The organism is Anaerocolumna jejuensis DSM 15929 (assembly GCF_900142215.1).
Classification (GTDB): Bacteria; Bacillota; Clostridia; order Lachnospirales; family Lachnospiraceae; genus Anaerocolumna; species Anaerocolumna jejuensis.
Map to the genome: position 1 here is coordinate 1 of NZ_FRAC01000021.1, position 14,150 is coordinate 14,150.

Consider the following 14,150-nt stretch of genomic DNA (forward strand, 5'->3'; position numbering starts at 1 on the left):
CTGGTCATGGATAACCTGAACACTCATACAAAAGCCTCTCTCTATCAAACATTTCCGGCAGAGGAGGCATTTGAGTTGGCAAAACGGCTGGAAATTCATTATACCCCAAAGCATGGAAGCTGGCTCAATATAGCTGAAATAGAACTGAATGTCATGACAAGGCAGTGTTTAAAACGGCGAATATCAAAGATTGAAAAACTAAGCCAGCAGCTATCTGCTTGGGAACAAGAGCGTAACAGTAGCAAAGCAACTGTACAATGGCAGTTTAAAACAACAGATGCAAGAATAAAGTTGGCATCTTTATATCCAAAGCTTATAAGACCAGTTATCGATTTGGCTTCACACTAGGTAAAGCAGTGCCACTGTTTGAGCTCGTTAACTGACACAGCCATAGTTGTCACAGCGAGTTTGGCGCTGATTTACCTGCCAGTTACGTTTTCTGCCGCTTTAGTGGAATAAGGGTTCTCGCGTAACAAAACTTCAAAACAACCCCCTTGGTCATCGTCCGCTTCCATAAACTTCCTTCATACATTTGTCATGACTTCCTATAACGCTATTTCTCTTTCTCATAATTCTTATTTTTATCATACCCTACCACAGTCCAGATGCCCGTGCTGTCCTGCCTTACAAGTTGTTTTAAGTATACCTTTGAAACCGGAGATTTTTTATTATCTACCTGAATTTCGACTGAGCTTCCACTTTTGCTTATCATCTTGAAATCCTCATAGGGAATAGGATAATCTCCCGTTATTCCTTCCGGGTAGATTAAAAGGCTTGTAAATACCTGAGCTACAAAGGCCGGGTCCAATCTCCAGGGCTGATGTCCGGCGTCCACACTCTTTTGGGTCTCCTCTTCCGTTTTAATATCATAATCCACCTTTATCTGAGGTATATTTTCCTTAGTTTTTGCAAGAACTGCCTTACTTCCTGTCAGTGCTTTGATAAAGACATTGATTTCATCCATGGAGCCATTTCCCAAAACCTGATACTCTCTGCCTTTTTGCTGCCAGCGAATGCTGGTAATATCTGCTTGCTGACCTAGACTCTCTGCAGCGATACTTCCGGCTTCGGCGACAGCCACACTTCCGGCTGCCACAGCATCCGTTATAATTTCCGCTTTCATAGAACCAATTGAGCCTGTTACAGCCCTGCCGGTTTCTTCTTTTGCAAGTGCAGCTTTTTCTACAACAGCTACCTTATTGTCCTGCCCGTCAAGACCATAATATAGCTTTATTGCTTTTTCCCCGGTATTTGCCGCAATTTCTATTAAGCTAAAAGAGGTATCCGAAAGCTCCGGCAATTTTGACGAAAATCCCGAAAGATTTTCTGCTTCCTCCAGGGTTGCGCAGAGCTGCCAGCTGTCATTCCGGTTTACAACATATCCGGTTAAATCACCATGGCTTAAATACTCTTTTGGTATTCCGTTCGTATAATCAATATCCGCATACCGGATTTCATAGGCAATCCCATTTACCGTAGCCGTCAGCTTTTTAAGCGGCACTCCTGTTTTCTTATCTATCCAGAGTCTGTAGCTTTCCCCTCCCTTGGGTGTGACCTTGTAAAGAACCGCCTGCCGGCCTCCTATTATGACCTTCTCCGCTTCTTTTACTTCCTCTGCTTCTTTTACATCCTTTATCTCCTTTCCGATTTCAAAGGTAAAGGAGTAATTGTCCGGAAAGGACGGATAAAGGCTGATATAGTTGTCTTCCTTTTTCTTCTGCCACTTTTCCTTCTTATTATTGGCTGTTATAAGCCCCTCTTCCATTCCCTGCAGCTCCTTGACATAGTACCTGCCCTCCTTATCCGCCCAGACCTCTCTGACCGCCTGGGTATTACGCTGTCCTTCCCCATTTATCGATGTAACCGTTACTATACCATGGTAAGCATTTGCCTTTTCGTAAGCCTGTTCCATTGCATACACAGGATTTGCACCGGGCAGAAGGGAATCCTTCAGGTAGAATACTCCAAGAAATACCGCCGCAGCGGCTGCCACTCCCCAGAAGGCAGGTGCAATATTGTGTTTCTTTCCGGATTTCTTTTTGTTTTTCATGTCAGAAAGCTGTTTTTCAAAACCCTCTTTGGGGCAGACAGGTTCATCCAGGTTCTTCAGAGCCCTGATAACATCTGTCAGTTCCTTTACTTCCTCTTCCGCCCATAATCCCTTGTCGGGTACCTGTTCCTGATTCAATTTATTAATATATTCTGAAACCAGCTTTTCCTTTTTCATTCCATCACCCTCCTTAATACCCAGTTTCATGGCAATCTCATGCATATCTCCAACTTGCCTATGGCATTGCTCAAATAAAAATTATAAATGCAACATATTTTTTATAGCTCTAGCCGGCTCCCTATTCTGCTTTCTCCACTCATCTCTTATTATATTTAATGCAATAGTTTTTAAATAAGCACTGTAATTTTCAATTACCGCATATTCTTTTTTAAGATATGCCATAACTTTGGAATAGGTTTCCTGGGTAATTTCCTCTGCTTCTTCATAAGTATGGACGAAAAAAACATACAAAACGTTATACTATAATTCACATTTTGTATGTTTTCTTATACTAATCTATGTTTTATATACTCCATATGCTAACACTTTCATAGGAGTGAAATTCCATTTACCTGCCCTGCTCGCCTGTACCTTCTATGGAATCTCCCGTATCCTCGTCGGTATTATGGGGTACAATATTCGTATCGCCTTTATTCTTCTTAAATTCCTCCACTGCCGGGTCCTTTATATTATAGATGCGCTTCCACTCCTTGGAATCCGTTACCTTTGCCGCCTCAGAACGGTTATGGTACAGGAATTTTACGATATCATAGCAGTCTACCCAGATTTCATTGCTTCCTTCCTTCTGGGATTCATCAAAGATCAGCTGTAATCCAAAATGCAGATGGGGCGTGTCGATATTATTGACATTTTCCGTATTGCTATAGCCTGTTCTGCCAAGATATCCGATAACATCTCCGGCCTGAACGATGCTGCCTACTGCCAGCTCCTTGTTATATGGATAGTTCTTTCTAAGGTGTGCGTAATAATAATAACGCTTTCCGTCAAAGCTCCGGATACCGATTCTCCAGCCGCCGTACCTGTTCCAGCCAAGTGCTTCCACATATCCGGACTCTACGGCAATTACAGGTGTTCCCACCTGCCCCATCATATCATGTCCCAAATGCCTTCTTTTATAGCCATAGGTCCTAGATACCCCAAAATCATCATAATCACTGTAGGGAAAGTATTTTGCAAGGGGCAGATAGGCTTTTAACCCATACTTCTTGACCCATACCTTCTCTTCCGGCTTATCCTCCTTAGCAGCTTCTATTTCATACTCTCCCACCAGCCCTCCAAGGACTGCGGTATAGGCTTCCAGATAGTAGGTATAGTATTTCATATCTTTTGTAACCACCTCCATGGTAGTCTCGCCACTTTTTAATTTATCAGCAAGACTGGTAAGGTCTTTTTCTTTATACCTTGAAAAATCCCCTCCATAGCGGGTACCAAGATAGGCCAGCAGCTGTATCCAGTTTAACTTGACATTCTCTGAATGTGAGTTGATATCCAAATCACAGGCTTTCACCATAGCTTCAGAACACACATCAAAATCCACCCATTTTATGTACTTCTTCTCAGTTCCTCCCTCTGTCGTGAGAAAACGAGGCAGGAAGGTTTCCTTCATAAATTGCCTGATACCCTCACTTTTATTGCCGCCTAATACAATAATTCCAACTACTGCCAGCAATAAAGCTGCTTCTATGATTATTCCATACTTTAACTTCTTCATAAAAAGAAAACCCTCATCCATAAACTGTAGTAACATTTTATGTCATGAGGGGACTTCTTAGCACTATTTTTCTAGTTTAAGTAGGCATGCCTTATCCATTTGCCTTTTACAAACCGCAGGGTAAAACAGATTCCGCGGAACAGCCAGTCAATGGTCATGGCAACCCATACGCCCATTACTCCCATATGAAGGCCTTTCACCAGGAAATAGCTGAATCCGATACGCCATATCCACATGGACAGAATGGAAATGGTCATGGTAGCCTTTACGTCATTGGCCGCTCTTAAGGCATTGGGCAAGGCAAAGGACAGGGGCCAGATGATGCAGCAGCAGATACTATGGTAAATTATCAGTGCCATGGTAGTCTTTTCGGAAGGGCCGGACAGGGCGAACAGACCTATAATCTGCTCCCGGAACAGGAATATGCCGATATTCAGCACGCCCAGTATCAGGTAGCAGAGCTTCATGATTTTAACTGTATATTTCTTTGCCTGGGCGATATCTTCCGCTCCCACGCACCGTCCCACTACCGTAATCATGGCTAATCCCATGGCGCTGCCCGGTATCAGGGCAAATCCTGCTATGGTGCCTGCCACGCCATTTGCTGCTATGGCTACAGCTCCAAGGCTTGTGACCAGGCCCTGGACCAGAATCTTACCTATCTGAAAGATGCTGTTTTCCAGTCCGTTGGGAACACCAATGTTTAATATCCTCTTTATCATCCGGAAATCAATTCCTGCATGGAGGATATTATTTACATGGATAATATTTTTCTTTTGCCTGATCAGGGTATAGATGATTATGGCAGAAGCCGCTCTCGCTACCAATGTGGGAACAGCAACCCCTTCCACTCCCATATGAAGGAGAAATACCATAATATAAATTCCGGCAATATTAATCAGATTCATTATGATGGAAACATACATGGATATCTTGGAATTTCCCATGGCCCGAAACAGGGCGGCACAGGAATTATAAACTGCCAGAAAGGGAAAAGAGAAGGCGGTGATAAAGAAATAGGTGGCTGCACTTCTCATGATGTCCTTTTCCGGTTCCCCATAAATCACCCGCAGGAGATTTTCATTTCCAATAAGAGAGATTGCCATAATAATAAGTGCAAAAAACAGGGTTGTTATTATAAGCTGTCCACCGGCTTTACTGGCATTATCCGGCTCTTTCTTCCCTAAATACTGGGATGCTACTACAGCGCCTCCCGTTGCCAGGGAGGAAAAAAGTGTTATCAATAGAACGTTTAAGGTATCAACAAGGGATACTCCGGCAATTCCTGCCTCACCGGCGGCTCTGGATACCATCATGACATCCACCAGCCCAACGGATACTGCAAGAAATTGTTCGGCAATCAGCGGCAGAATCAGTTGAAAAAGCTGCTTTCTGGTAAATAACATAATAATAATGACCTTTCCTTGGTAAATTATATGTAAATACTATGTTTACAACAGTTAAATTCCATTATGGAACGGGGGAGCTAAAATTACAATATAATTTTCGACAATTATTCATGTAGTATCTTATTCAAAAGTTGGCGAGGTTACTTTTGGGGTTGGAATTGAATTGGCGGGGTAATATCTAGAATGGCAATATCCAGGGTGTTAAATGTATCTTCGACAAATAAAAATACACTCAGCTCCATGATAGTCGCTTCGTTGCATTTTTATTTGTCGAAGATACATGGGAAGGTTGAGATTAGTCTATGGAAGGGGTATGGATTGATTAATAGGAGGTCTGCTACTTTTATTTTATAGGTAATTTTTTATTAAAAATATTTGAATATATTTGAATATTTAAGTCCTCTTTTGAAAGACCCTCCTTCATCCTGAATGAAAAAGAAATTCTACTACATTTGAACAAAAGTGGCATTCTTGAATTTACCCAATTAAAATATAACTGTCCATTTTCCATTCGTAGAAAATTTGTAAAATTACCTATTGACATTAACATTACGTAAAGGTTTATGATAAACCTATGGTTGATGATAACTGTATCCGGAGCCGTTATCCTTAACCTGAATGTGCGCACAATACGGCTGTTTATGCAGGCAGGCTACTTAAATCATATGTTAACAGACTGGCAGAGAGCCTGACTTGTTATGGTCGTATAAAGATATAAAAAGACCCTTTAAGACTTAGCAAACTATCACAAACGATGGGACGGGAGGTAACAGGATGGAATACACCATTTTAAAATTGAGCAGGATGGCTGGAATCAGCACCAGAACCCTGCGTTATTATGACAGCATCGGACTGCTAAAACCGCTGAGAATCAATTCCTCCGGTTATCGAATCTACGGGCAGAAGGAAATTGCTTTATTGCAGCAGATACTCTTTTACAGGGAATTAGGGTTCAGTCTGGAGGATATCCGCTCCATCGTATTAAGCCCTGCTTTTGACAATCTGAAGGCCTTGGAGGAACACCGCAGTAAACTGCTAAAAGAAAGAGAGCGGCTGGATTTGTTAATATCCACCGTTGATAAAACCATTGATTCAGCAATAGGGAGGAATATCATGTCAGATAAAGAAAAATTTGAAGGTTTTAAAAAGGAACTGGTAAAAGAAAACGAAGATAAATACGGAAAAGAAATCAGAGAAAAATATGGGAATAAGGCAGTGGAGGAATCCAATAAGCGTATGTTAAGCTTGACCAAAGAGGAATACAGCAGATGGGAAGAACTCAGCCATCAGATTCTGGTGACCCTGAAGGAAGCCTATGCCACCGGAGACCCCGCAGGGGAAAAAGCCCAGGAGGCCGCAGCACTTCACAAGGAATGGATCACTTTAAGCTGGGGACACTATAATCCTGCCGCCCATGCCGGCCTTGGTGATATGTATGCAGCAGATGAACGCTTTAAGGCATACTATGATAAAGAACAGGATGGCCTTGCCGAATTCTTAAGAGACGCTATCCATGTATATACCAATGCTTAATCACCTCGAGCCTTTTTAAATGTTTCATCTGAAAGTTTACACAGGTAACCGGTCCGGTTATTATACGAATGATTTAGCGAGATTTAGCCCCTGCCATAAACCGGACCGGAATGAAAGAGGAAGTTCTGCAATCCTTAACCCCTGCTTTTAATGGCAAGGTATACAAGGCTGCAGAACTTCCTTTTTGTCAGTGGAAATTAATCATACACGATATCTCTGGGATATTCCGTATCCCCAACAGTGAAATATTTAAGGTTGCCCAAATAATTATAAAGTGACTGTGATTCCATACGGAAACTGGTATTGCCGGCTTCAACCTCTATACCTTTTACCTTCCCGCTTCTTACCAGTGTCTGATAAAATATGGTAGGAATCTTAGTTACTGTGGCGGGAATTGTTAATACCGGATTTTGATACTCGTCCGTACACAGATACATAACGGTGCCATCCTTACTATATAAAATTCCGTTATCCATCTTAAAATTTTGATTCTCATCACTGACTATTATTTTTTTCAGGTTCTCAAATCCCCATACCGGATTATCATAGTATATCCGGAAGAACTCTTTCACATTTTTCCCAATGGTCAGTGTCTCCAAATGAGGATTGGTATGCGGTTCAAAATAATAGCTGTATTCATTTATGCTTACCGGTTCAGCATTATACAAGCCCTTTACGGAAATAACCGTATCCGGAATGGTAAAGCTCTTATCGCTCTTTTGGTATGGATATGCAATCAGTTCCGTTCCTGCACTGTTATACAGAACTCCATCCATACTTTTATAAGAAGTACTTCCCTGGCTCACCTGGATTTCTTTCAGGGAGCTGCTGCCGGTGAAATTATAATCCTTATATTCCAGTTCCTTTGACAGGGTCAGCTCTTCCAAATAAGGATTTCGTATCATGGAAAAGGAATCATAAATGGTTTTGACCGTATCCGGCATTGTATAAGCTTCACTCTGCTTCTTAATGGGATAGTACAGCAGCTCTGTTAATTCCTTATTATATAATACTCCGTCTCTGGAGGCATATTTGCTGTTATCAGGGTCTACCTCAATTGATTCCAGGGATTTTATATACCGCAGCTCAAATATTCTCATATCAGTTAAACTCTTCGGTATTTTTATACTTGTCAGATCGCGGTTATAAAAAAGCATCATTTCTATTTTTCTGACAGAATCCGGTAATATCAGATTTTTTGTATCCTGAGGAATATCATACAGGATGGATTTATCAGCACTGAGCAGCATCCCATTTTCCAGGGTATAAAGCTTATTGCCCTTGGATAAGGTTACCTTTTTCAAAGTAGGAATATCATATATATTCAACGTACCGCCGGCGATATCCGCCTTAGGGGGAATAACCAGTTCCTTTATACCGCCGTTTATTATCAGTCTGATGGGCAGCGATTTTAACGTATCAGGAAATTCAGCCTTTTCCTGTTTCAGGAACAAGGATAATTCCGTTTTTTCTTTATTATATAAAGAACCTCGATGAAGTATAAATTTTTTATTGCCGTTCTCCAGAACTATCCTGCTAAAGCACATATCGCTTTGATTGTAGGAAAAGAAGGTCTTTAAGTCTCTTGGAATCTTAATCTCTCTCGCATTTTTCATACTGAAATCACTTAAATCAAGACTTTGCAGGGTGGAAGGGAACAACAGGCTGCTCTTGCTATAAGCCTGGGGTACAAATATTATTTTTGTAAGATCCCTATTATAGAGAATGCCCTTATAGGATTTATACAGCTTGTTTCCGCTTTCCACCGAAATAGTCTGCAGGGATTTAAGATTCTTAATGTCAATAACATCCATTTTGGTAAGGGCTTTCGGTATGGTAATCGTGGTTAATTCATTACAGGTGGATAAGGCTCCTTTATTAATGCTTTTTAACCCGGAGGGCAAGGTCAGCTTCTTAATCCGGCTGTTGTAAAAGGAATTTTTCAATAAAGCAGTTGTTCCCTTTGGCACGGAATAGACCGTCCCCTTACCGTTGGGGTATAAAAGCAGGGTAGCTCCCTTTTTATCAAATAACACACCATCTTTTGCAGAAAATGAGGTATTCCTGCTGCTGACTTTAAAGCCATTAATATGCCTTAACTGATTCATTATGGATTTCAGCTGGCTGCGGTCCACCTTGGCTCCGATGGTAACCGTCTGCAGCTTATCAGCATGGACAAATGCATTACTTTTAATCTTCGTTACCGTATCCGGAATTACATAGGAGGTATTTCCGGAAGCAGCCGGATATTGAAGAAGGAGGGTTTTGCTCTTATTAAACAGGCACCCGTTTACAGACACATAGCTGGTGTTCCCCTTCGCCACAGTGACTGCCCTTAACTTGCTTAATCCGTCACTATAATTAAAACCGTTATAGCTTATCTTTTTTAAGGTGGAAGGTAATGTTACGGTTTCAAGATTCGGAAAGTAACCGGTGGCAAGAATATCCCAGTCAAAGGAAGTTACACCTTCCTTTATTCTGATTTCCTTCACGGAGAAATAAACCGGTTTGTTAAAAAAATCCGAAATCACCAGATTTTCTGAAATCGTAAATACCTCTTCTGCATTATAAGCTGCCGTATTATCTTTTGAATAGTTATACTCAGAATCTGCCCTTACGGCTTGTGCCGGTACTGCCAGCCAGATACATGCAATTGCCAGATAAAAAATATACCGCATTTGTTTCTTCATAATCCTCTTCCTCTCTCTTTTGCAAAGCAAATCAATACATATACTCCATCCTCTCTGTCTTCTTTATCATAACCAGCCGTTTTGTTAAATCCATGTCAGAATTCTTATAAAACCCTATTCCTTCCTTAAGATTTATGCTCTGCCGTTTGAAAGGCCAACTTCATTTCCGTTTCAAAAAATGCTATTCCTTTTTATTATAGTAATTATTCGTAGTGTTTCCACTGTTATTTCCAATTCCGTATTTTACCGGTGACAGGAAAAATCCCAGTATCACACCGGTCAATAAACAGATAATGCTGACTAAAATAGCTACTGACTTCTTCATATTAACTCCTTTCGTGAATATCAAATTTTTGATTTAATTCCTGAATACATAGTTGAAAACAATTTTTTTGTTTTTAAACGAGCAACCATGCATTTCGCAATTACTTTGAAATTGCTCAATTCTTATTTTGCTTCAGTTCTTATTTTGCTTCAATTCCTATTTTGCTTCAGTTCAAGAAAAAGAAATCCCTCTGCCGGAAATCCCTTGTAAGGATTTCCGGACAGAGGGAAACTCTATCCCTACTATTAACTTAATGTAATCTGCAATATTTTGCAAGAGTTATTCTGCCTGATTAAGCGGTCTCTTCAAATTGTGAATTGTAGAGGCTGGCATAGAAGCCGTCCTGCTTTAACAGATCTTCGTGGTTACCCTGCTCTACGATATCTCCATCCTTCATAACAAGGATAAGGTCAGCATCACGGATAGTCGATAATCTGTGGGCAATGACAAAGCTGGTTCTTCCCTTCATCAGGTTATCCATTGCTTTCTGGATTCTTACCTCCGTTCTGGTATCAACAGAGCTGGTAGCTTCATCCAGAATCAGAATCTTAGGGTCTGCCAGAATCGCTCTGGCAATGGTCAGGAGCTGTTTCTGTCCCTGGGATACGTTGCTGGCTTCTTCATTTAATTCCATCTGGTATCCGCCGGGTAGGGTCTGGATAAAGTGATGGGCATGAGCAGCTCTGGCTGCTGCAATGACCTCTTCATCCGTAGCATCTTCCTTGCTGTAACGGATATTTTCCATAATGCTTCCGTTAAAGAGCCAGGTGTCCTGCAGTACCATACCGAACATCTTACGAAGCTCTCCGCGGTTAAAGTCCTTGATATTGTGGCCGTCAATCAGGATTTCACCGGAGTTTACATCATAAAAACGCATTAATAATTTTACCATCGTGGTTTTTCCGGCTCCGGTAGGGCCTACAATTGCAATCTTTTGTCCGGGTTCAATCTTTGCTGAGAAATCATTGATGACAATCTTATCGGGATTGTAACCAAAGTGTACGTTCTTAAATTCAACCCTGCTGGCCACTTTTTCGGTATCTACCGGATTGGCAGCAAACTGGTCTTCCTCTTCTTCATTTAAGAATTCAAATACTCTTTCCGCAGCCGCAGCAGTCTGCTGAAGCTGGGTGGATATCTGGGCAATCTGGGCAATAGGCTGGTTAAAGCTTCTTACATACTGGATAAAGGACTGGATATCACCGACCTCAATGGTCTTTTTGATAGCCAGGTAGCCTCCCAGGATGGATACTGCAACATATCCGATATTTCCCACAAATGCCATAATAGGATGCATCATACCAGAAAGGAACTGAGATTTCCAGGCTGAATTGTAAAGAGTATCATTGGCCTTTTCAAATTCCTCAATTACCTGTTTTTCACCATTAAAAGCCTTAACGATGTTATGTCCGGAATAAACTTCCTCCACCTGTCCGTTAACATGGCCTAGATATTCCTGCTGGGACTTGAAGTATTTTTGTGACATCTTCATCATAAGGGCAATCAATAAAGAAGATATCGGGAGAGTCAGAACAGCTACCAAAGTCATTCTTCCGCTTATGGAAATCATCATAATGGTTATACCGATAATCTGTGTAGCAGCTGTAATGAGAGTTGTAATACTCTGGTTCAAGCTCTGTCCCAAGGTATCAACATCATTTGTAACTCTTGATAATACCTCTCCATTGGTCTTTGTTTCAAAATAATTCATAGGCATGCGGTTTATCTTGCCGGAAATCTCTTTTCTCATCCGGTAAGTTACCTTTTGCGTTACTCCAGTCATGATATAGCCTTGAACAAAAGAAAATATTGAGCTTATAACATATAATCCAAGCAAAAAGAGAAGGGTCTCTCCTATTTTTGAAAAATCTATTTCTCCTGTGCCCTTTATTCTGCCTAGCAGACCTTCAAAGATGTCTGTCGTAACATTACCTAATATCTTAGGTCCTGCAATAAAGAAAACGGTACTTCCTACTGCAAAAAGCATAGCTATTATAATGCTGATTTTATAGGCAGATATATATTTAACCAGCTTTGAAATGGAGCCTTTGAAATCCTTTGGTTTCTCAACCGGTCCTCCTAGGCCTCCGCCGCCCATGGGGCCTCTGGAAGCCCTTCCCCGGCGAGCTGTCGTCTGTACATTTTTTTCATCACTCATATGCCAATTCCTCCTTTGACAACTGTGATAACGCAATCTGGTTATAGACATCGCAGTTCTTTAACAGTTCCTTATGAGTGCCCTTTCCGACAATTTTGCCGTCATCCAGTACTATAATCTGATCTGCATGAAGAATGGTAGAAATTCTTTGCGCTACAATAATAATAGTCCTATCCTTAATTTCATCATTTAAGGCTTTACGGAGTGTAACATCTGTTTTATAATCCAGCGCAGAAAAACTGTCATCAAAAATAAAGATTTCCGGGTCTTTTGCAATTGCTCTTGCAATGGAAAGCCTCTGCTTCTGTCCGCCGGATACATTACCGCCGCCCTGTGAAACCTGCGTCTCATATTTTTCGGACTTCTCTTCTATAAAATCAACCGCCTGTGCAATGCGGGCAGCCTTCATTATCTCTTCCTCTGTGGCATCCTGCTTACCGTATTTGATATTGGATTCAATGGTACCGGTAAAAAGCACTCCCTTTTGAGGTACAAAACCAATCTTATCCCTCAAGTCATGCTGCTTGATCTCCCGGATGTCCACACCGTCAACCAGAATGCTTCCGCCTGTAACATCATAAAATCTTGGAATTAAATGTACCACTGTGGACTTACCGCTTCCGGTGCTTCCGATGATAGCCGTTGTTTTACCCGGTTCTGCTGTAAAGCTGATATCTTCCAGTACATTATCATCTGCATTCGGATATTTGAATTCAACGGATCTGAATTCTACATAACCCTTTTTGTCCGGTACAAAAGCCTTGGAGGTTGAAGGGTCGTGTATTGTCATCTTGGAATCCAGCACCTCCAGAATACGTCCTGCCGCAACTGTAGCTCTTGGCAGCATAATGGATATCATGGAGAACATTAAGAAGGACATAATGATCTGCATGGTATACTGCAGGAAAGCCATCAGGTCACCTACCTGCATCTCTCCGTTATTAACACCGTGCGCACCGCTCCAGATAATGAGTACGGATACACCGTTCATAACAAGCATCATAGCTGGCATCATGAATGTCATCGCTCTGTTTACAAACAAATTAGTCTTTGTCAAATCCCTGTTAGCCGTATCAAAGCGTGCTTCCTCTGACTCCTCCTTGTGAAAGGCACGGATTACGGGAAGTCCTGTAAGTATCTCTCTGGTTACCAGATTCAAACGGTCTACCAGCTTCTGCATGGACTTAAATTTGGGCATGGCTACGATAAACAGCGTACCTACAATTGTAATAATAATGATGACTGCCAATGCAATAATCCAGGTCATGGACACATTGGTATTTAATACTTTTACGATACCTCCGATAGCGAGAATCGGAGAATAAAATACAATTCGTATCAGGAATACCAGCATCGTCTGTATCTGCTGGATATCATTGGTGCTTCTTGTGATAAGGGAAGCAGTGGAAAAATGGTCGAACTCTGAGTTGGAAAAGCTGACGACCTTTCGGAACACACTGCCTCTCAGGTCTTTACCCAGCTTAGCTGCCATTCTGGAAGCAAAAAAGCCTACCAGTACGGTGGATATCATGGCAATAAGAGCTAAACCGAGCATTTTTAATCCTGTGAATAAAATATAATGAGTCTGGATTTTATCCGTATCCATACCCAATGCCTGGTATTCATACTTTACAATAGCTGTTGCCGACTGGGTTTTAAGGGAATCCGGTGTGCCTTCCAATACTTTTGTAACAGGCTCAAGGAATTTATCAGCTTCTTCTTTGGGTAAGGAGATTATCATTGCTAATAAAGGTGCCTTCTGCAGCTGCTCCGGTACCACCTTGGCAACGGCTTCCTTTAATTTTGCAGTACTGTCGCTTTCCATGCCCAAAGAACCTATCATTAGCATGGGATGCGTTAAAATCTGATTTAATTTATCTTTACTATCTTTGTCTATGTCTTTCAGAACGTAGATATTTTCCTTTTCCAGACCCGGATATTTATCAAGGTAATCCTTATATTTTTTCTCGGATACAGAATCCTTTGTCACCAGCACATAGGAATCCAATACTTCCTTCTGATCCTTTTCGTCTGTAAAATAAAGGACGGCTTTCATATAATTTTCCGCGATTGCCTCAGGAACTGCGCTTTCAATTCCTCCTCCCTGGATACCCACATCTACGATATCGGAGGTGTAGGAAGGAAGTGTTAAATCACAGTAAGCCTGAAGTCCTAAAAGAGCTACAACTACCAGCATAATAGGCCAGGAGGATTTTAACAGCTTTAATATTTTAAACATAGCTGCTCCTTTCT

At 41.4% G+C, this 14,150-nt stretch carries 10 protein-coding genes; 2 read left to right on the forward strand and 8 right to left on the reverse strand.

Annotated features, from left to right (window positions below; all coding sequences use genetic code 11):
• Positions 1-348 (forward strand): transposase (locus BUB77_RS18865; RefSeq protein WP_170866692.1); only part of this gene is annotated, 348 nt, incomplete at its 5' end.
• A 205-nt stretch (positions 349-553) separates the two neighbouring features.
• On the opposite strand, the gene BUB77_RS18870 is transcribed toward BUB77_RS18865, so the two are convergent.
• The 4 genes from BUB77_RS18870 to BUB77_RS18885 all read right to left on the reverse strand — a co-directional run bounded on the left by BUB77_RS18870 (position 554) and on the right by BUB77_RS18885 (position 5,188).
• A complete protein-coding gene (locus BUB77_RS18870) occupies positions 554-2,227 on the reverse strand; it encodes a sigma-E factor regulatory protein RseB domain-containing protein (protein WP_073278506.1) in 1,674 nt (557 codons plus the stop codon).
• An 81-nt stretch (positions 2,228-2,308) separates the two neighbouring features.
• The gene (locus BUB77_RS18875; RefSeq protein WP_073278409.1) at positions 2,309-2,521 is read right to left on the reverse strand and encodes an RNA polymerase sigma factor; all 213 of its coding nucleotides are present in this window, start codon (positions 2,519-2,521) and stop codon (positions 2,309-2,311) included.
• A 97-nt stretch (positions 2,522-2,618) separates the two neighbouring features.
• On the reverse strand, positions 2,619-3,782 hold the full coding sequence (locus BUB77_RS18880; RefSeq protein ID WP_073278410.1) for a M23 family metallopeptidase: 1,164 nt from the start codon (positions 3,780-3,782) through the stop codon (positions 2,619-2,621).
• 71 nt (positions 3,783-3,853) lie between these two features.
• Positions 3,854-5,188, reverse strand: a complete 1,335-nt coding sequence (locus BUB77_RS18885) for an MATE family efflux transporter (protein WP_073278411.1) — start codon at positions 5,186-5,188, stop codon at positions 3,854-3,856.
• 777 nt (positions 5,189-5,965) lie between these two features.
• On the opposite strand from BUB77_RS18885, the gene BUB77_RS18890 reads away from it, so the two are divergent.
• On the forward strand, positions 5,966-6,724 hold the full coding sequence (locus tag BUB77_RS18890) for a MerR family transcriptional regulator (RefSeq protein WP_073278412.1): 759 nt from the start codon (positions 5,966-5,968) through the stop codon (positions 6,722-6,724).
• 197 nt (positions 6,725-6,921) lie between these two features.
• On the opposite strand, the gene BUB77_RS18895 is transcribed toward BUB77_RS18890, so the two are convergent.
• The 4 genes from BUB77_RS18895 to BUB77_RS18905 all read right to left on the reverse strand — a co-directional run bounded on the left by BUB77_RS18895 (position 6,922) and on the right by BUB77_RS18905 (position 14,136).
• Positions 6,922-9,414 carry a leucine-rich repeat protein gene (locus BUB77_RS18895; RefSeq protein WP_073278413.1) on the reverse strand — a complete coding sequence of 831 codons (2,493 nt, stop codon included), beginning with the start codon at positions 9,412-9,414 and terminating at the stop codon, positions 6,922-6,924.
• 181 nt (positions 9,415-9,595) lie between these two features.
• Positions 9,596-9,739, reverse strand: coding sequence for a hypothetical protein (locus BUB77_RS30005; protein ID WP_170866693.1), 144 nt, complete (start codon positions 9,737-9,739; stop codon positions 9,596-9,598).
• A 292-nt stretch (positions 9,740-10,031) separates the two neighbouring features.
• Positions 10,032-11,897, reverse strand: coding sequence for an ABC transporter ATP-binding protein (locus BUB77_RS18900; RefSeq protein WP_073278414.1), 1,866 nt, complete (start codon positions 11,895-11,897; stop codon positions 10,032-10,034).
• Positions 11,890-14,136 carry an ABC transporter ATP-binding protein gene (locus BUB77_RS18905; protein WP_073278415.1) on the reverse strand — a complete coding sequence of 749 codons (2,247 nt, stop codon included), beginning with the start codon at positions 14,134-14,136 and terminating at the stop codon, positions 11,890-11,892. Before BUB77_RS18905 ends, BUB77_RS18900 begins: the two co-directional genes overlap by 8 nt.
• Between the last annotated feature and the right edge of the window lie 14 nt (positions 14,137-14,150).